This is a genomic window from Pseudooceanicola spongiae (assembly GCF_014899185.1).
GTDB lineage: Bacteria > Pseudomonadota > Alphaproteobacteria > Rhodobacterales > Rhodobacteraceae > Pseudooceanicola > Pseudooceanicola spongiae.
The window spans coordinates 3,642,976-3,661,096 of sequence record NZ_CP045201.1 but is presented as its reverse complement, the minus strand read 5'-3'; the positions used below and the strand labels follow the sequence as shown (position 1 = coordinate 3,661,096).

22 protein-coding genes are annotated in these 18,121 nt (G+C 63.1%); 8 read left to right on the top strand and 14 right to left on the bottom strand.

What is annotated here, in order from left to right; translation table 11 throughout:
* Positions 1 to 36: 36 nt before the first annotated feature.
* Positions 37 to 729 carry a glutathione S-transferase N-terminal domain-containing protein gene (locus F3W81_RS17190; protein ID WP_193080526.1) on the top strand — a complete coding sequence of 231 codons (693 nt, stop codon included), beginning with the start codon at positions 37 to 39 and terminating at the stop codon, positions 727 to 729.
* 137 nt (positions 730 to 866) lie between these two features.
* Here F3W81_RS17190 and F3W81_RS17185 read toward each other — a convergent pair whose 3' ends face one another.
* The 9 genes from F3W81_RS17185 to pyk all read right to left on the bottom strand — a co-directional run bounded on the left by F3W81_RS17185 (position 867) and on the right by pyk (position 8,313).
* Entirely contained in the window at positions 867 to 1,166 is a 300-nt protein-coding gene (locus tag F3W81_RS17185; protein WP_193080524.1) for an alkylphosphonate utilization protein, read from the bottom strand.
* A gap of 153 nt (positions 1,167 to 1,319) precedes the next feature.
* Positions 1,320 to 3,716: a phenylalanine--tRNA ligase subunit beta gene (gene pheT / locus F3W81_RS17180; RefSeq protein ID WP_193080523.1), complete on the bottom strand. Its 2,397-nt coding sequence runs from the start codon at positions 3,714 to 3,716 to the stop codon at positions 1,320 to 1,322.
* Positions 3,717 to 3,720: 4 nt separating this feature from the next.
* Complete coding sequence (locus F3W81_RS17175; RefSeq protein ID WP_193080521.1) at positions 3,721 to 4,002, bottom strand: YrhK family protein; 282 nt, start codon at positions 4,000 to 4,002, stop codon at positions 3,721 to 3,723.
* A gap of 133 nt (positions 4,003 to 4,135) precedes the next feature.
* Positions 4,136 to 4,564 (bottom strand): hypothetical protein, encoded by a 429-nt coding sequence (locus tag F3W81_RS17170; RefSeq protein WP_193080520.1) that lies wholly within the window; start codon positions 4,562 to 4,564, stop codon positions 4,136 to 4,138.
* Position 4,565: 1 nt separating this feature from the next.
* Positions 4,566 to 5,633, bottom strand: a complete 1,068-nt coding sequence (pheS, locus tag F3W81_RS17165; protein WP_193080519.1) for a phenylalanine--tRNA ligase subunit alpha — start codon at positions 5,631 to 5,633, stop codon at positions 4,566 to 4,568.
* A gap of 173 nt (positions 5,634 to 5,806) precedes the next feature.
* Complete coding sequence (rplT, locus tag F3W81_RS17160) at positions 5,807 to 6,178, bottom strand: 50S ribosomal protein L20 (RefSeq protein WP_119400116.1); 372 nt, start codon at positions 6,176 to 6,178, stop codon at positions 5,807 to 5,809.
* A 12-nt stretch (positions 6,179 to 6,190) separates the two neighbouring features.
* Complete coding sequence (rpmI, locus tag F3W81_RS17155; protein WP_119400115.1) at positions 6,191 to 6,391, bottom strand: 50S ribosomal protein L35; 201 nt, start codon at positions 6,389 to 6,391, stop codon at positions 6,191 to 6,193.
* A gap of 161 nt (positions 6,392 to 6,552) precedes the next feature.
* The gene (locus tag F3W81_RS17150) at positions 6,553 to 6,792 is read right to left on the bottom strand and encodes a hypothetical protein (RefSeq protein WP_193080517.1); all 240 of its coding nucleotides are present in this window, start codon (positions 6,790 to 6,792) and stop codon (positions 6,553 to 6,555) included.
* A gap of 69 nt (positions 6,793 to 6,861) precedes the next feature.
* Positions 6,862 to 8,313, bottom strand: coding sequence for a pyruvate kinase (pyk, locus tag F3W81_RS17145; RefSeq protein ID WP_193080516.1), 1,452 nt, complete (start codon positions 8,311 to 8,313; stop codon positions 6,862 to 6,864).
* Between the two features lie 103 nt (positions 8,314 to 8,416).
* Here pyk and F3W81_RS17140 point away from each other — a divergent pair, with 103 nt between their 5' ends.
* Genes F3W81_RS17140 through F3W81_RS17130 form a run of 3 tightly spaced genes read left to right on the top strand, consistent with a single transcriptional unit; the run spans position 8,417 to position 9,832 of the window.
* The gene (locus tag F3W81_RS17140) at positions 8,417 to 9,157 is read left to right on the top strand and encodes an N-formylglutamate amidohydrolase (protein WP_193080514.1); all 741 of its coding nucleotides are present in this window, start codon (positions 8,417 to 8,419) and stop codon (positions 9,155 to 9,157) included.
* Positions 9,158 to 9,172: 15 nt separating this feature from the next.
* A complete protein-coding gene (locus F3W81_RS17135; protein WP_193080513.1) occupies positions 9,173 to 9,496 on the top strand; it encodes a 5-carboxymethyl-2-hydroxymuconate Delta-isomerase in 324 nt (107 codons plus the stop codon).
* A gap of 18 nt (positions 9,497 to 9,514) precedes the next feature.
* Positions 9,515 to 9,832 carry a DUF1244 domain-containing protein gene (locus tag F3W81_RS17130; protein WP_193080512.1) on the top strand — a complete coding sequence of 106 codons (318 nt, stop codon included), beginning with the start codon at positions 9,515 to 9,517 and terminating at the stop codon, positions 9,830 to 9,832.
* Between the two features lie 18 nt (positions 9,833 to 9,850).
* Here the strand turns inward: F3W81_RS17130 and F3W81_RS17125 are convergent, their stop codons facing one another.
* The 4 genes from F3W81_RS17125 to dgcN all read right to left on the bottom strand — a co-directional run bounded on the left by F3W81_RS17125 (position 9,851) and on the right by dgcN (position 13,849).
* Positions 9,851 to 10,642, bottom strand: coding sequence for a hypothetical protein (locus F3W81_RS17125; protein WP_193080510.1), 792 nt, complete (start codon positions 10,640 to 10,642; stop codon positions 9,851 to 9,853).
* A 177-nt stretch (positions 10,643 to 10,819) separates the two neighbouring features.
* Complete coding sequence (locus F3W81_RS17120; RefSeq protein WP_193080508.1) at positions 10,820 to 11,683, bottom strand: D-amino-acid transaminase; 864 nt, start codon at positions 11,681 to 11,683, stop codon at positions 10,820 to 10,822.
* A 113-nt stretch (positions 11,684 to 11,796) separates the two neighbouring features.
* On the bottom strand, positions 11,797 to 12,762 hold the full coding sequence (dgcA, locus tag F3W81_RS17115; RefSeq protein ID WP_193080506.1) for an N-acetyl-D-Glu racemase DgcA: 966 nt from the start codon (positions 12,760 to 12,762) through the stop codon (positions 11,797 to 11,799).
* Positions 12,763 to 12,844: 82 nt separating this feature from the next.
* Positions 12,845 to 13,849 carry an N-acetyltransferase DgcN gene (gene dgcN / locus F3W81_RS17110; RefSeq protein ID WP_193080505.1) on the bottom strand — a complete coding sequence of 335 codons (1,005 nt, stop codon included), beginning with the start codon at positions 13,847 to 13,849 and terminating at the stop codon, positions 12,845 to 12,847.
* Positions 13,850 to 14,091: 242 nt separating this feature from the next.
* Between dgcN and F3W81_RS17100 the strand changes: the two genes are divergently transcribed.
* Both F3W81_RS17100 and F3W81_RS17095 read left to right on the top strand, forming a co-directional pair.
* On the top strand, positions 14,092 to 15,054 hold the full coding sequence (locus tag F3W81_RS17100) for an L-malyl-CoA/beta-methylmalyl-CoA lyase (RefSeq protein WP_193083991.1): 963 nt from the start codon (positions 14,092 to 14,094) through the stop codon (positions 15,052 to 15,054).
* 278 nt (positions 15,055 to 15,332) lie between these two features.
* On the top strand, positions 15,333 to 15,881 hold the full coding sequence (locus F3W81_RS17095) for a hypothetical protein (protein ID WP_193080503.1): 549 nt from the start codon (positions 15,333 to 15,335) through the stop codon (positions 15,879 to 15,881).
* 4 nt (positions 15,882 to 15,885) lie between these two features.
* Here F3W81_RS17095 and F3W81_RS17090 read toward each other — a convergent pair whose 3' ends face one another.
* The gene (locus F3W81_RS17090) at positions 15,886 to 16,338 is read right to left on the bottom strand and encodes an Lrp/AsnC family transcriptional regulator (protein ID WP_193080501.1); all 453 of its coding nucleotides are present in this window, start codon (positions 16,336 to 16,338) and stop codon (positions 15,886 to 15,888) included.
* A gap of 106 nt (positions 16,339 to 16,444) precedes the next feature.
* On the opposite strand from F3W81_RS17090, the gene F3W81_RS17085 reads away from it, so the two are divergent.
* A complete protein-coding gene (locus F3W81_RS17085) occupies positions 16,445 to 17,044 on the top strand; it encodes a LysE family translocator (protein WP_193083983.1) in 600 nt (199 codons plus the stop codon).
* 99 nt (positions 17,045 to 17,143) lie between these two features.
* Positions 17,144 to 18,106 (top strand): acetyl-CoA carboxylase carboxyltransferase subunit alpha, encoded by a 963-nt coding sequence (locus tag F3W81_RS17080; protein ID WP_193080499.1) that lies wholly within the window; start codon positions 17,144 to 17,146, stop codon positions 18,104 to 18,106.
* Positions 18,107 to 18,121: the final 15 nt, after the last annotated feature.

Sequence of the window (18,121 nt, the reverse complement as noted above, 5' to 3'; positions counted from 1 at the left end):
GTTATGTTGGGTGAAATTGGCAACAGGAGGATGCGCATGTTTCCCGAGACTTTCTTGATCAACGACAAGTGGCCGGCCCAGAACCCCAAGGTACTCCAGCTGTATTCCTTTCCGACGCCGAACGGGGTGAAGGTCTCGATCGCGCTGGAGGAAGTGGGTCTGGAGTATGAGGCCCACAAGGTGCCACTGGGCGATGAGTTCGTGCGCAGCCCCGAGTTTCTGTCGCTGGCCCCGAACAACAAGATCCCGGCCATCATCGACCCGAACGGCCCCGGCGGCGAGGTGGTGCAGCTGTTTGAATCCGGCGCGATCCTGATTTACCTCGCCGAGAAGACCGGCAAGCTGATGCCGGTGTCGGGGGCGGGCAAGTACGAGGTGATCAAGTGGCTGATGTGGCAGATGGGCGGTCTGGGCCCGATGCTGGGGCAGCTGGGATATTTCTACAAGTTCGCCGGCAAGGAGATCGAAGATCCTCGCCCGCTTGAGCGGTTCGTCAACGAGGGCAAGCGGCTGCTCGGCGTGATCAACACGCAGCTTGAGGGCAAGGACTGGGTGACGGGTGAGTTCTCGATCGCGGATATCGCGATTGCGCCCTGGCTGAACGGGCTCGAGTTCTACGGTGCGAAGGGGGTGCTGGAGTGGGAGAGCTATGCCAATCTGCAGCCCTATCTGGACCGGTTCTATGCGCGTCCTGCGGTGATACGGGGCAAGGACATTCCGGCACGCTGAGGCGGGCCTGGACGTTGCGAAAAAGGCGGTCCTTGCGGGCCGCCTTTTTTCGTTTCAACCGTTGGCCCGGCTGGTGGTGTCGGAGCCTCCGGCGGAAGTATTTCCGGCAAGATGACAGGGAGGCCTGTCCGCAGAGTTCAGCGTTTGCGGATGAATTCCGTGCGCAGGACAAGGCCCTTGATGTCGGGGTGGCGGCAGTCGACCTCTTCGGGGTTGGCGGTGAGGCGGATGGTCTTGATCACCGTGCCCTGCTTGAGGGTATGACCGGCGCCCTTGACCTTGAGGTCCTTGATCAGCACGACCGAGTCGCCATCGGCCAGAGCTGTGCCCTGGGAGTCGACCACCTGAACGCTCTCGTCATTGCGCGCCGCGAGGTCTGCGGCAGGCATCCATTCGCCCGAGGCTTCGTCATAGACATATTCGTCGTTGTCGCTCATCGGGCGTTCCTTTGTGTTGTCTGTCTTGGCTCTACGGCACGGCCGCAGAAAGGGCAAACGGCGCGACCGGGGACGCGCCGTCTTTAGCTGTGGGATGGCGGGCGGGGCGTCTCTCCGGGGACGGAGAGCGCGCCGTTTGGCATCCTTGTCGGGTCAGCCGCGCAGGGTGCCGCCGGTGGCCTTTTCGACCTTTTCGACGATCCTGGCCGAGATGGCCTCGATGTCCTTTTCCTTCAGCGTGGCGTCGCTTGGCTGCAGGCGCACCGTGACGGCGAGGCTTTTCTTGCCCTCGCCAAGCGAGCCGCCGATGAATTCGTCGAACACGCGCACGTCGGTGATCAGCGCCTTGTCAGCACCGGCGGCGGCATTGACCAGCGTCAGCGCCTCGACGCCCGCGTCGACGACGAAGGCGAAGTCACGTTCGACCGCCTGCAGATCGTTCAGCACCAGCGCTCCGCGCGAGGCCGAGGCGTTGCGCGGCAGCGGAATCTGTTCGGGCCAGATCGAGAAGGCGACGGCGGTGCCCTTTACGCCCATTTCGCGCAGTATCTTGGGATGCACTTCGCCGAAGACGGCCAGCATTTTCTTCGGGCCGAGGCAGATGCGACCGTGGCGACCGGGGTGCCACCAAGTATCGCCGTCGCGCAGCACCTGTACCTTGGCGGGGGCGCCGATGGCGGTCAGGATCGCTTCGACATCGGACTTGGCGTCGAAGGTGTCGACCGTGCGCGCCGCGCCGTGCACGTCCTTGGGCGCTGTCTGTCCGACCAACAGGCCTGCGACCTGCAGCTGCTGTTCTCCCGGCTCGCCGCCGTGCCAGATCGCGCCGACCTCGAACAGGGCCATGTCGGGCATGCCCCGCGACTGGTTGCGCGCGGCGGCCTGCAGCAGGCCGGGCAGCAGGTCCGGGCGCAGGTGCGACATCTCTGAGGAGATCGGGTTGCCGACCATTGTCGCATCGTCGCCGCCGCCGAACAGCGTTGCCGAGGTCTTGTCGATGAAGGAGTAGGTGACGCATTCGTTGTAGCCGAGCGCCGCCGCGGTGCGCCGCGCCAGCTGTTCGCGCTTTTGCAGCGGGGTCAGGATCGGCTTCGGGACGCCCGTCGTCAGGCGCGGCATCGGCTTCGGCTCGAGGTTGGAGAGGGAGGCGATGCGCGCCACTTCCTCAACCAGGTCCGCTTCGCCCAGCACGTCGGGGCGCCAGCTCGGGACATGGGCCACGTCGCCATCCATCACGAAGCCAAGGGCGGTCAGAGTCGCGCGCTGCGTGTCGGCGGGGATGTCCATGCCGACGAGGGACGAGCAGCGGTCGGTGTCGAGCTTGTAGGCGCGCGACACGTCGGGCACGGCGCCGGCGACGACGGCTTCGGTGACGGTGCCGCCGCAAAGCGCGACGATCAGCGCGCAGGCGCGGTCCAGCGCCTCCATGTTGAAGGCCGGGTCGATGCCGCGTTCGTTGCGATAGCGCGCGTCGGAGTTGATCTTGAGCGCGCGGCCCCCCGTGGCGATCGAGACGGTGTCCCAGAACGCCGCCTCGACGAAGACGTCGGTGGTGTCCTCGGTGCAGCCAGAGACCTCGCCGCCCATGATGCCGCCGATGCTCTCGACGCCGTTGTCGTCAGAGATGACCAGCACACCTGCGGGGATCTTATAGGTCTTTTCGTCCAGCGCCAGCAGCTCTTCGCCGCCCGTGGCGCGGTGGATGCGCAGGCCGCCGGCCACCTTGGCCGCGTCGAAGACGTGCAGCGGGCGGTTCAGGTCGTAGGTGAACAGGTTCGTCACATCGACGAGGGTCGAGATCGGGCGCAGGCCGATGGCGCGCAGTTTGCGCTGCAGCCATTCGGGGCTGGGGCCGTTCTTGACGCCCTTGATCACGCGCCCGGCGAAAACCAGGCAACCGTCGGCGGCGCTCGCGTCAATGCTGACGGGAATCGGGCAAGCGCCCTCCTCAGCCAGCGTATAGTCGGGCAGCGGTTTCAGGGTGCCGAGGCCACGCGCGGCCAGATCACGCGCCACGCCGTGCACGCCGAGGGCGTCGGGGCGGTTCGGCGTGATCGCGATCTCGATCACCGGGTCGACGGTTTCGGGGCGGTTCGCGGCCAGCCAATCGGCGAAATCCTCACCGACTTCACCGGAGGGCAGCTCGATGATGCCGTTGTGTTCGTCCGACAGCTCCAGCTCTTTCTCCGACGCCATCATGCCGAAGCTCTCGACGCCGCGGATCTTGCCGACGGAAATGGTGATGTCGAGGCCGGGGATATAGGTGCCCGGTTTCGCCAGCACGACGGTGATCCCGGCGCGCGCGTTCGGGGCACCGCAGACGATCTGGGTCTCGCCCTCGCCCGTCTGCACCTTGCAGACGCGCAGCTTGTCGGCGTCGGGGTGCTGCTCGGCCTCGAGCACCTTGGCGATGGTGAAGCCGCGCAGCTTGGCGGTGGGATCTTCGACGCCTTCGACCTCAAGCCCGAGGTCGGTCAGCGCCTCGGTGATTTCGTCCAGCGTGGCGGTGGTGTCGAGGTGTTCTTTCAGCCAGGAGAGGGTGAATTTCATCGGGTCAGTCCTTCAGGCGGGAGGCGAGGTCGTCTTGATCGCCCATACGGTAGAGTTTGATTTCGCGGACCAGCCGCAGCGTCGGTTTGGCGGCAAACAGGAGCGAGCCGATCAGGAACAGCCAGGTGCCGGGGGTCATCAGGCTGTCGTAGAAAAAGAAGATCGAGCCGAGCACGAAGCAGAAGGCCGCGCCGAAATCAACCAGAGTGTAGACGATCTCGAAGCGGGCGTAGAGGCGCTTCGAGGACTCGGTCTGCTGGCGGTTTTCGTGGCGGAATAGGGTCATGGGGTGGCTCCTGTCACTGGTACATTTGCCCCCAAACGGCTGTTCAAAAGGAGGTCGAATTTCGGAAACAAATGCAGAGAAAGCGTTGCCTTTCTAGAACGAACAGGGAAGAGCGCGCAAAAATCGAGAGGCATTACAAAACTCCAATCACGTTCAGAAGCCATCGCCCGATCAAAGTCCCCAGGACACTTACAATGATAGTCGGTACATTATTTACGATCTGCCGTAGCGATGTTGACCAATAGGAGTCACCATGCAGTTCTAGGAAGCGCCACCCGGCCAAAGACAGTTGAATGGTCTCCCACTCGCCAGAATACGCACCATCAGTCCGCTTGCCGTCGTGCTCAATCAATTGGTCTTTCATAGCCAAGAACATATTGTCACCGAACTCCAGTCCAGAGAATGGCTTAGGTCGGAACAACGCGAAGGCACGCTTAGGCACCGAGATCCCATTCTTGTCTAGAACCGACACAGCATGATTGTGGCGCATTCCTTCGAACCCCGCATCCGCGACCACCGACAATGCTTCAGCAAGTCGTTTGGTGCGGAAGCGGAATCCCACCTCAAACCCCGCCGCGAATGGTCGGCACCTGCAACGCGCTAAACCCATAGTGGCGCAGCCAGCGCAGGTCGGAATCGAAGAAGGCGCGCAAATCGGGGATGCCGTATTTCAGCATCGCGATGCGGTCGATGCCCATGCCGAAGGCGAAGCCCTGCCATTTGTCAGGATCAACCCCACCGGCGCGCAGCACATGCGGGTGGACCATGCCGGAGCCCAGGACTTCAAGCCAGCCGTCGCCCTCGCCCACCTTCACGGTGCCGTTTTCCCAAGAACACTGGATGTCGACCTCGGCCGAGGGCTCGGTGAAGGGGAAGTGCGAGGCGCGGAAGCGGGTTTTGACCTTGGTGCCGAAATAGGCGGTGAAGAACTCCTCCAGCACCCATTTCAGGTTCGCCATGGAGAGGTTCTTGTCGAGCGCGAGGCCCTCGACCTGGTGGAACATCGGCGTGTGGGTCTGGTCGTAGTCAGCACGGTAAACGCGACCCGGCGCGATGATGCGGATCGGCGCGCCCTGATCCTGCATCGAGCGGATCTGGACCGGGCTGGTGTGCGTGCGCAGGACGTGCGGCGGGCGGTCGTCGCCTGCCGCACGGTGCATGTAGAAGGTGTCCATCTCGGCCCGGGCGGGGTGGTGGCCGGGGATGTTGAGGGCGTCGAAATTGTACCAGTCGGTTTCGACCTGCGGCCCTTCGGCGACAGCAAAGCCCATGTCGGCGAAGATCGCGGTGCACTCTTCCCAGACCTGGCTGACCGGGTGGATCGTACCCTGACGCGCGGTGCCGCGCGCTGGCAGCGTCACGTCGAGCCATTCGGCCCGCAGACGCGCATCGAGGGCAGCGTCGCCAAGGGCGGCCTTTTTCGCGGCGAGGGCCGAGTTGATCTCGTCCTTCAGGGCGTTGAGGGCGGGGCCAGCGGTCTGGCGCTCCTCCGGGGTCATCTTGCCCAGCTCGCGCATCTTCAGGCTGACTTCGCCCTTTTTGCCGACGGCCTGCAGACGCAGGTCCTCGAGGGTGGATTCATCGCCCGCATCGGCGATTGCCGAGAGGTATTTTGCCTTAAGATCGTCCATCGCGGCCTCCGTTCACAGACCGCGAGTGGGTATCACAGCGGCCCCGGAATGCAAGTTTGTTAGGGCGCTTATGGCGCGCCCTAAGGGCCGTGCAGGCATGAAAAAACCCCGCTCGGGCTGAGCGGGGTTTAATCTGTGACATTTCCGTTCCGGGCGGACCCGGTGGGGAAAGATCAGGCGGCGGCGGGCAGAGCCGATTTGGCTTGCGCGACGATCGCACCGAAAGCTTCGGGTTCGTTCACGGCCAGATCGGCCAGAACCTTGCGGTCAACTTCGATACCGGCAAGCGCCAGACCGTTGATGAAACGCGAGTATGTCAGAGCTTCGTCATGCATACGAACAGCAGCGTTGATCCGTTGGATCCACAGCGCGCGGAAGTTGCGCTTGCGGTTTTTACGGTCGCGTGTTGCGTATTGGTTGGCCTTGTCGACGGCCTGACGGGCAACTTTGAAAGTGCTCTTGCGGCGGCCATAATAGCCTTTTGCAGCGTCGAGAACTTTTTTGTGACGGGCGTGGGTTGTAGTACCACCTTTAACGCGGGACATATACTGAACTCCTTAGCGTGCGTAGGGCATCATTGGCTTGATGATCTTCTCATCAGCCTTCGCCAGGATCGTGGTCCCACGGGCGGTGCGGATGAACTTGGTGCTCCGCTTGATCATGCCGTGGCGTTTGCCGGCCTGGCCAGCAACGATACGGCCAGTGGCCGTCACCTTGAACCGCTTTTTGCAGCTCGATTTCGTTTTCATCTTTGGCATTTTCGTCTCCTGTTATTCACGAGATGAAGCGCGACTCGGCATGCCACTTGGGCCGGCCGCGCAGATAGAAAGCGCCGTATAGGGGCGAAGGTTGGCTTTGGCAAGCCCGGTTTCCTGAAGGAATGCAGCAGGGGCGCGTTATTTGCGCAAGCGGGCCGAAGTCAGGCCGACGCGGCGCTATGCAGCACGTATCCGATGACGCGAAACAGCGCGTCCGGCAGCTGAGGCAAGGCATAGGTGGCCGGGTCGGTGCTGTAGATCCAGCCGATCAGCCCGAAACCGAGCACCATGACGATCAGCGACACAAGCGGCGGGCGACGATCCGCATAGGCGGTGGCGAGAGCGGGAATCGCCAGCACCACCAGCAGGACGCCAAGAACATAGAGGAGATCGCTGGTCATAAGGCCCTTCGCCTGCCGCCCCTGTGGCCTACCCCTGCCCCACCGAAGCGGGACAGGGGCATGGTGGATTTACTCGGGGTCTGCCGCGTAGATCAGACGCTCTTCACAGGGTGCGACGCGCAGGATGTTCGTGGTGCCGGGCTGGTTGAAGGGCACCCCGGCGGTCACGACGATCTGATCGGTTGCCGTGGCGAGGCCGGTGACACGGGCACCGCGCGCGGCGTTGACGACGGCCTGCTTGAAGCGGTCGAGCTGGCCGGTCATCAGGCAGTTCACGCCCCAGGACAGGGTCAGACGGCGGGCCGTGCCGCGCAGGTGGGTCAGCGCCAGGATCGGCACGCGGGGCTTTTCGCGCGACACCAGCAGCGCGGTCGTGCCGTGCTGGGTGAAGCAGCAGATCGCCTTGATGTCCGTCGTCTCGGCAATCTCACGCGCGGCGGCAACGATGCCTTCCGCGACCGAGCCACGGCGGGTGGTGGCGCTGCGCTGCGCCTCGATCACTTCGCGATAGAGCGAGTCGGTCTCGACCTCATGGGCGACGTTGTCCATCGTCTTGACGGCTTCGATCGGATAGAGGCCGGCGGCGCTTTCGGCCGAGAGCATGACGGCATCGGTGCCCTCATAGATCGCGGCGGCCACGTCGGAGACCTCGGCCCGGGTCGGCATCGGGCTTTCGATCATCGATTCGAGCATCTGAGTCGCGACGATCACCGGCTTGGCGGCGATGCGGCATTTGCGGATCAGGCGCTTCTGGATCGGCGGCACGGCGTGGACGGGCAGTTCGACGCCAAGGTCACCGCGTGCCACCATGATGCCGTCGGAAACCGCAAGGATCTCGTCGAAGCTTTTCACGGCTGCGGGCTTTTCGATCTTGGAGAGGATCGCGGCACGGCCACCGGCCAGTTCGCGGGCCTCGTCCACATCGGCGGCACGCTGCACGAAGGACAGGGCCAGCCAGTCGACCCCCAGCTGGCAGACGAATTCCAGATCGGCACGGTCCTTGTCAGACAGGGCGGCCAGCGGCAGCACCACATCGGGCACGTTCACACCCTTGCGGTTGGAAATCGTGCCGCCCACGGTGACTTCGCAATTGGCGTAGTCTTCACCGCATTCCTTGACCACCAGACGAATCTTGCCATCGTTGACCAGAAGGCTGGAGCCGGGTTCGAGCGCGGCAAAAATCTCGGGGTGGGGCAGGTTCACGCGGGTCAGATCGCCCGGCGTGTCATCCAGATCGAGGCGGAAAGCAGCGCCAATCACCAGATCTTCGGAGTCGTTGCGAAAGACACCGACCCGCAGTTTCGGCCCCTGAAGATCAGCAAGGATGCCGATGATACCGTCGGTATCGCGTTCGATCTGACGGATGATGCGGTGCTTTTCGCGAATTTCATCGTGGCTGCCGTGCGACATGTTCAGTCGGAACACATCCGCACCGGCTTCGTAGAGCGCGCGGATCGTCTCGTAATCAGAGGAGGCAGGCCCCAGAGTTGCGACGATTTTGGTATTGCGCTGACGTTTCATTAAGGTCATCCCCTGTTCTCGCGGCCCGGGAAATCCCGGATGTTAGCGTTCACATCGCATATTATGGCGTCTTTGCAAACTGGCCAATGGAGGTGACACCCTCATGACATACGCCCCTTACGAAATCGTTGGCAGGGATCGTCCGTCACGCTGGCTCGTCACCTGCGATCATGCTGCCAACACCGTACCCGATTTCGTGGGCGGTGGTAGTCTGGGCCTCTCCGAAACCGACATGCGCCGCCATATCGCCTATGACGTGGGCGCTGCCGGGCTGACACGCGCGCTGGCCGAGGCGCTGGACGCCCCGGCGATCCTGTCGAATTTCTCGCGTCTCGTGATCGATCCGAACCGGGGCGAAGACGATCCGACACTGCTGATGAAGCTCTACGATGGCACGATCATCCCCGCCAACCGCCATGCCGGCCCAGCCGAGCGGGAGGCGCGGCTGAACGCCTGTTACCGCCCCTATCACGCGGCCCTCGCCGATCTGGCAGCACGCCAGCCCGACACGGTGATCCTGTCGGTGCACTCCTTCACCCCGCAGCTGAAAGGGCGGCCGCCCCGCCCCTGGCAGGTTGGCATCCTGTTTGCCGCGGATGAGCGGCTGACCGCGCCACTGATCGCGCGGCTGGAACAGGAAGGCGATCTCTGCGTTGGGGCGAACCAGCCCTACGGCGGGCACCTGCCCGGCGACGCCATCGCGCGGCACGCGATAGATCACGGGCGGTTGAACGCACTGGTCGAACTGCGCAACGACCTGATCGGGGAGACTGCGGCACAAACGGCCTGGGCCATGCGTCTGGCCCCGGTGCTGCAGGCCGCCTTGGCCGATACAGGCCTGTAAACAAAGGACCACGCAATGCCCCATATCGTTCTGGAACACGGCGGTCTGGATCAGCCCCTGCACCCGCTGATGCAGGCGCTGGCCGAGGCGGTTGCCGCCCATCCGGCTGTGCCGCGCGACGCCGTCAAGGTGCGGGCGCACCGGGTCGACTATCTGCTGCTGTCGGGTGAGCCGAGCTTTGCTCATGTCACGTTGCGCCTGATGGACACGCGCGGCGCGGACCAGCACAGTGAACTGGCAGACGCCGTGATGGAGGTCTTGCGGCGCGATCTGCCCGAGACATGTGCGCTGTGTGTTGAAACCGTGGCGATCCCGAAAGCCTCGTTCCGCAAACGCTGAGCGACAGGAGAGATGACGATGGACGACAAGACCCGTATCGAGCTCGAGGCCGCAGCCTTTCGCGCCCTGCGCGACCACCTGATGGACAAGCGCCCCGAGGTGCAGAACATCGATCTGATGAACCTGGCCGGGTTCTGCCGCAACTGCCTCAGCCGCTGGTATCAGGAGGCCGCGAACATCCGCGGCATCGAGATGACCAAGGACGAAGCGCGCGAGGAGTTCTATGGCATCCCATTCGAGGACTGGAAAGCCGCCCACCAGACCGAGGCGAGCGACGCCAAGAAAGATGCCTTCACCACCGCGTTTCGCGAAAATGTCGGTACGCCGGACAAGTAACAGTCCGGCGTCTCTGCCCTATTCGACAGGGGCGCTCAGGGGCGCATCCACAGGCGCGTCGGCGGGGCTCTCCGGCAGAGGCGCCTCGGCAGGGATGTCGGTGATCGGGGCGGCCTCAAGTTCGGTTGTAGTGATGGGCTGCGGGCCCGGATCATAGGCCACAGGATCGCCCGCCGTCACCAGAAACCCGAGCGTACCAACCACAGTGTCACGTCCCAACTTGCGGTGCCGGATCTCGCCATCGACAATATAAAGATCGGCCATCTTGTAGTCGGCATGGCCGCCATCGTCCTGACGCACCCGTATGGCGGGATCGCCGTCAACTGTAGTGCGCGCGAAATACTCAGGGTCGGCATTGTCGGCGACCTGATAGAGGATCAGCATCACGGCCTGCGGGTCATCGATCCGTTCATCGCGCAGCTGGCAGACCTTCTCCATTCCGGCCATGCCGACACCGGCAACGGCCCCCGCAGCCAGCGCGGCAGGCGACAGCATCGCGGCAGAGGAGACGGCGCTGACGGCACTGCTGACCAGCCCCGCCGCATCCTTCAGTCCCAGTCGTTTTTTCTCGGGCTCGACCGCGTCGTTCGCGGGGGCGCCGACCACGTCCGACAAGACGTAAAATCCCTTCATCCCGGCGCCGCCGACGGCGGGCACACCCGCCATGGATCCAACTGCGGCAGCCCCCTTCAGCGCACCGGAATGCGTCCCGATCAATTCGCTGGGACGATAGTCGCACAATTTCACATCCGCCAAAGCCGGCGAGGCCAGCGTCAGAAGGGTCACGATAGAGCAGGAAGCGAGGCGCATCAGAAGTCTCCCGACCGGACTGGGCCGGTCTTGCGGGTCAGGTCAGCCATCGCGACACGATGGCCCGTTCAACGCACAGAGCGCGCCAGATTCTGGCGCGCTCTGCTCATGCGGGTAGTGTATCTTTTGCGCCGGGGCGGGCCAATCACAATCGCGCTGGCACCTGCCCCGTCGGCGTCAGATCGCCGTCTTGCGGCTCTCTTCCAGATAGATCTCGCGCAGACGTTTGGCGATTGCGCCGGGGGTGCCGTCGCCCAGAGCCACACCGTCAATCTCGACCACCGGCATCACGAAGGCGCTGGCAGAGGTCGTGAAGGCCTCATCCGCCTGCTTGGCCTCGTCGATGGTAAAGTTGCGCTCCTCGACCTCCATCTGCGCCTCGGCGGCCAGCCGCAGCACGGCAGCGCGGGTGATGCCATGCAAAATGTCGGTCGACAGCTCACGCGTGATGATCTTGCCGCCCTTGACGATATAGGCGTTGTTCGAGGTGCCCTCGGTCACGAAGCCATCCTCGACCATCCAGGCATCATCGCAGCCGGCCTTCTTGGCCATCATCTTGCCCATCGATGGATAGAGCAGCTGCACCGTCTTGATGTCGCGGCGACCCCAGCGGATATCCTCGATGGAAATAACCTTGGTGCCCTTCTTCGCAGCAGGGCTGTCGGCCAGACCGGGCTTGTTCTGGGTGAACAGCACGATGGTCGACGGTGTCTCTGCCGGGTCCGGAAAGGCGAAGTCGCGATCGCCGGGCGCGCCACGGGTGATCTGCAGATAGACCAGACCCTCGACAATATCGTTCTTCGCAACCAGCGCGCGGTGGATCGCCAGCAGCTCGTCCATGGTGACGGGGTTGGCCATGTCCAGCTCGCCCAGCGAACGTTCCAGCCGTTTGGCGTGACCGGGGAAATCGATCAGCTTGCCGTCGAGGATACTGGTCACCTCATAAACGCCATCCGCCATCAGGAACCCGCGGTCGAAGATGGAAATCTTCGCGTCTTCCTCGGGCAGATATTCACCATTCACGTAGACAATGCGGCTCATTGGACACTCCTTGAAATCGCCCGGCGCGGGGCGATCCCCCTCGGGTGCTGTCTGTTATGGCCTCTTGCCCTGACGGCCTGCGCAAGGACAAGAGGAATTCACGTGGAGAGGCCTCAGCCCCAGAGCTCCGGCACTGACGGATGCACACCCGCCTCGTCATAGTGCAGCGGCACGTCGCGATCCTGCGCCATCAGCAGCGGCCCATCCAGATCGGTGACCAGCGCGCCCTGCGCCACCAGCACCGCAGGCGCCATCGCCAGCGACGAGCCGACCATGCAGCCCACCATGACGCCGTAGCCTTCGGCCAAGGCGGCATCGCGCAGCGCCAGCGCCTCGGTCAGACCGCCGGTCTTGTCGAGCTTGATGTTCACCACGTCATACTTGCCCTTCAGCTTGGGCAGGCTGGCGCGGTCATGGCAGCTCTCGTCGGCACAGACCGGAACGGGGCGCTCCATCCCGATCAGCGCCTCGTCGAGGCCGGCCGGCAGGGGCTGCTCGACCAGCGTGACACCCAGACGGATCAGATGCGACGACAGATCGGCATAGACCTCGGCGCTCCAGCCCTCATTGGCATCGATAATGATGCGTGATTTCGGTGCGCCCCGCCGCACGGCCTCCAGCCGGGGCATATCGTCCGGCGTGCCCAGCTTGATCTTCAGCAGGGGACGAAAAGCATTCTTCACCGCCTGCGCTTCCATCGCCGCAGGCTCGTCCAGCGACAAGGTATAGGCGGTGATCTCGGGCTTGGGTGCCGGCAAACGAGCCAGCTCCCACACGCGCTTGCCAGCCCGCTTCGCTTCCAGATCCCAGAGCGCGCAGTCCACCGCATTGCGCGCGGCCCCCGGCTCCAGCAGATCCTGCAGACCCTTGCGGGTGATATCCAGCGGCAGCGCCGCGATCTGCGCCTCGACCGAGGCCAGCGTTTCGTCGTAGCGGGCATAGGGCACACATTCGCCCCTCCCCACGAAATCGCCATCCCGCAGCGTGACCGTCAGCACCTCAGCCTCGGTCCGCGCCCCACGGCTGATCCGGAACACCTGCGCCAATGGAAACTTGTCGCGCGTCACATCTATCTGCACGGACCTCACCCCTTCTTCTTGCCGAAATACTCCCGCCGGAGGCACCTGCCATTTTCAGCAGCGCCCCCAGCGGGATGTCAGATCACCCGAGTGCGACCAGCGCATCCACCAGACGACCCGCGCCCAGACGGAACGGATCCACGGCGGGCAGACCCATCCGCTCTTCGACTTCCGCCAGATAGGCGTTGGCCTCGTCGTCGCTCAGATGCTGCGTGTTCACCGAAATCCCGATGACGGTGCAGCCCGCGTTCACAACATGCGCCAGCGTCAACGCCACGTCGCGCAGCGCTTCCAGCGTCGGCAGTTTGTACGACGGCAGACCGCGCATATGCTCGCGTGTCGGCTCGTGGCACAGCACCAGCGCGTCCGGCTGACCGCCATGCACCAGCGCCATCGTCACACCGGAGTAGGAGGCGTGGAACAGGCTGCCCTGCCCCTCGATCATGTCCCAGTGGTCAGCATCATTGTCGGGCGTCAGATATTCGACCGACCCGGCCATGAAGTCGGCGATCACGGCGTCCAGCGGCACGCCTTCGCCGGTGATCAGGATGCCGGTCTGGCCGGTGGCGCGGAAGCTCGATTTCAGCCCACGCTCTTTCATTTCCTTGTCCATCGCCAGCGCGGTGTACATCTTGCCGACCGAACAGTCGGTGCCGACGGCCAGGCAACGCTTGCCGGTACGTTTCTCGCCATTGGCGATCGGGTATTGCACGGTGGGGATGCGCACGTCGTGCAACGTGCGGCCGGTGGCCTCGGCCACGGCTTTCAGGTCCGGTTCGTTGCGCAGCAGGTTGTGCAGGCCCGAGGCAATATCAAAGCCCTCTTCCAGCGCCTCAACCAGCACCTTCTTCCAGGCTTGCGAGATCATGCCGCCGCGGTTGGCGACGCCGATCACCAGCGTTTTGGCGCCAGCGGCCTTGGCCTCGGCCAGCGTCATGTCGGTCAGGCCGAGGTTGGCCTTGCAGCCGTCCATGCGGAACTGCCCGACGCAATTGTCAGGGCGCCAGTCCTTGATGCCTTGGGCGACCTTGGCAGCGAGCGCGTCCGGCGCATCGCCGAGGAAAAGCAGATATGGTGTCTCGATCATGTCGTCATACTCCCAGCAGACTTTCCACCAGCTTGCCCCCATTCCGCATCAAGGTGTTTGCAAATTCGGCGCACCGCAGCTCATTTGCGCAAGTTTGTCCGCCGAGCAGGCATCCACTTCGAAGGATCTTCCGCTGCAGCGCAGAAGCGTCGCCGCAGCGCAAAATGCACTTGAAGATGGTCGCGCAACTTAATATCAAATGGGAAAGATATTTCGTAACTTCATTACCAAGGTGTCGCAGAATGTCCTTCAGACTCCAGCCCCAGCCGCCCGCGCGCCCGAACCGCTGCCAGCTTTTCGGACCCGGCTCAAACACCAAGCTGTTTGCCAAGATGGCAGCCTCGGCGGCGGATGTGATCAATCTGGATCTGGAAGACGCAGTGTCGCCCGACGACAAACCGCAAGCGCGCAGGAACGTCATCGAGGCGATTGGCGATGTCGACTGGGGCAACAAGACCCTTTCGGTGCGAATCAACGGGCTCGATACGCCGTGGTGGTATCGCGATGTCGTCGATCTTCTGGAAAATTGTGACGAGCGGCTGGATCAAATCATGATTCCCAAGGTCGGTTGCGCGGCCGATATCTATGCTGTCGATGCCCTCGTCACCGCCATTGAAACGGCCAAAGGTCGCCAAAAACGGATCGCCTTTGAGGTGATCATCGAGAGCGCCGCCGGCCTGTCTCACGTCGAGGAAATCGCCGCCGCCTCGCCCCGGCTGGAGGCGATGAGCCTTGGCGCGGCGGATTTCGCGGCCTCGATGGGGATGCAGACGACGGGCATCGGCGGCACCCAGGAAGACTACTATATGCTGCGTCAGGGGCAAAAATATTGGGCAGATCCATGGCATTGGGCGCAAACGGCCATTGTCGCAGCCTGCCGTACACATGGGCTTTTGCCGGTCGACGGCCCCTTTGGCGACTTCTCTGACGACGAAGGATTCCGTGCGCAGTCACTGCGCTCGGCCACCCTCGGCATGGTCGGGAAATGGGCGATCCACCCGAAACAGATCGCTCTGGCGAACGAGGTCTTCACCCCTACGCAGGCGAAGGTCACCGAAGCTAAAGAGATCCTGTCCGCAATGGAAGACGCCCGTAAAACGGGAGCAGGGGCGACAGTATATAAAGGTCGACTTGTTGACATTGCATCTATAAAACAGGCACAAGTAATCGTGAGACAAGCCGAGCTGATAGCCGCGGGGGAGTGACTGCAGGCATGCTCGGCGAAGCGCCCGTGAGAGGAGGACTCACGGGCGCTTCCCCTATTTAAGCTTAGGTTTTATCACGACTTTCAGCAAAAAAACATGCGGCGGCGTATGCCACGTTTCGTGCCTGTGATATGGGCTCGGGTTAAGCGCGATCAGGGCTCTGACGGCTTTGTGTTCGGCATCGGACAAATCCACCCCAAAACCGCTCTTGGCAAATCTTTACAACGCCTTAGGTTGCACGAGACCACGACTTTCGCAGCCAGCGACCGGAGATTCTCATGCGCCTGCCCACCACTGCCCTTGCCATTGGCCTGACCAGCCTGTGCCTATCCACCCCTCTTGCCGCGCAGGACGTGATCGAAACGCCGATCGCCAAGGTCTTTGCCGGGCAATGGATGCAAAGCAAGGAAGCCGACAAGGACGGGCTGCTGATGTACCTGACGCAGGAACGTGCGCAGGTTGGCGAATACTTTTCGATTCGCTGCGACGAGGCCGGTCGCTCGATTCGCCTCGGCTTTGGCGAAAAACTGCCGGGAGTGCCGGGCAAGGCCGGACGTGGCAAAGAGTATATGGCCGAGGTTCGCTTTGCTGTGGACGGCAATGAGGGCGGCTATCTGGTGCAATACACCGGCGCCACCAAAGACCCCAAGATCGCCAGCGGCAAGGTTCAGGGCTACAAGATGATCTTCCCCGACGACACCGCCCGCGACACTTTCCTTGAGATCCTGCGGCGCGGTGAGCAGCTGACCATCGGCGGGCAAACCTATCCGATCAGCCTCGCTGGTGCTGGCGCAGCCATCGAGGAACAGGCCGCCTACTGCAGCTGAGACGTCACGCCCGTTCATCCTTGGCCGAGCCCATGACCACATAGGATGTCAGCGCATTGACATGCGGCAGGGTACCCAGAACATCGGTGTGAAACCTCTTGTAGGCGGCAAGATCTGCCGCCTCGATGCGTAGCAGATATTCGCGCGCACCGGTGATATTGTGACACTCGCGCACCTCGGGCGCGCCCTGCATCGCTTGCTCGAAGGTTTCCTGCGCCAGCTTGGTATGCTCGGATAGCCCGACGGTGATATAGGCGATGAAGCCCGCCCCCATGGCGAGCGGGTCGAGCACGGCGCGATAGCCGAGGATCACACCAGCGCGCTCAAGCTCCTGCACCCGGCGCAGGCAGGCCGAGGGGGAGAGGCCGACACGTTCGGCCAGCTCCAGATTCGAAAGGCGCCCCTCGCGTGACAACAAACGCAATATCTTTCGGTTCAGATCGTCAAGCTTGGTCATATGTTGCAAAATCCATCTCTAGAGGCCGCAGATCGCAACCACTGCGCGCTAAAAAGCGCATAGGATTGCACTCCCAGATCCTAACTTGCCAGAGTGCATCATGACCATGCTATCGCTGAACTTCCTTGCCGCGCTGACCCTGTTCTGCACCGTCTCGAGTGTGACACCAGGGCCGAACAACCTGATGGTCATGGCCTCGGGCGCGAATTTTGGCTATCGGCGCAGCCTGCCGCATATGCTGGGCATTGCCCTTGGCTTTGCCGCGATGGTGGTGCTGGTCGGCATCGGGCTGATGCAGCTGTTTGAAACGGTCCCTGTGTTGCGCCGGATCCTGACGGTCGCCTGCGTGGTCTATCTGCTGTATCTGGCGTGGAAAATCGCCCATGCCGCACCGCCCAGTGGCGAGGCCGACCCGACACGCCGCCCGATGAGCTTTCTACAGGCCGCCGCTTTTCAATGGGTTAACCCAAAAGCTTGGACCATGGCACTGACCGCGATCACCATCTATGCGCCGGGACGCGATCTGGCTGCCGTCGCGGTGATCGCGGTGGTCTTCGGGCTGGTCTGCCTTCCGGCTCTGTCGGTCTGGGTGCTGCTGGGGCAACAGATGCGGCGGCTCCTGCACAACCCGGCCCGGCTGCGCACCTTCAACTGGTCGATGGCCGCGCTGCTGGTGGCCTCGCTCTACCCGGTTTTTCTGCACTGAGCGGCAAGTCCAGGCCGGGCCACGCAGCGGTTACGCTTGCCTTATTGCATCCTGAGCCCGTCACCGTCATATAACCCACAGTGAAAGTGGGAGTCCCGGATGACCAATTACCTCGACTTTGAACGCCCCCTTGCCGAGATTGAAGGCAAGGCCGAAGAGCTGCGCGCCATGGCCCGGCAGAACGAGGATATGGACGTCGAGTCCGAGGCGGCGGCGCTGGACAAGAAAGCCGCCGACATGCTGGTGGATATGTACGCCAAGCTGACGCCTTGGCGCAAATGCCAGGTGGCGCGACACCCCGACCGCCCGCACTGCAAAGATTACATTGCGAACCTGTTCACCGAATATACGCCACTGGCGGGCGACCGGAACTTTGCCGAGGATCTGGCGCTGATGGGCGGCCTCGCCCGCTTCAACGACCGCCCTGTCGTGGTGATCGGCCACGAAAAAGGCAATGATACCAAGAGCCGGATCGAGCGGAACTTTGGCATGGCGCGCCCCGAGGGCTATCGCAAGGCGATCCGTCTGATGGAGATCGCAGACCGCTTCAACATGCCCGTGATCAGCCTTGTCGATACCGCCGGGGCCTATCCCGGCAAGGGCGCGGAAGAGCGTGGCCAGTCCGAAGCCATTGCGCGCTCAACAGAAAAATGCCTGCAGATCGGCGTCCCGATGATCAGCGTGATCATTGGCGAAGGCGGCTCTGGTGGGGCTGTGGCGATCGCTGCGGCCAACCGCGTCGCGATGCTGGAGCATTCGGTCTACTCGGTGATCTCGCCCGAGGGCTGTGCCTCGATCCTGTGGAAGAACCCCGAGAAGATGCGCGAAGCGGCCGAAGCCATGCGGGTGACGGCGCAGGATCTGCATTATCTCGGTGTGATTGACCGCATCATCGGCGAACCCGTCGGCGGCGCGCATCGTGGTGCCGATCAGGCGATGACCGCTGTGGGGACCGAGATCCAAGCGCTGCTCACCAGCATGAAGGGGATGGATCGCAAGGCGCTGATCCATGACCGTCGCAAGAAATTCCTCGACATGGGCGCGCGCGGTCTGGCCGCCTGAGCCCTCGCAAGGTGT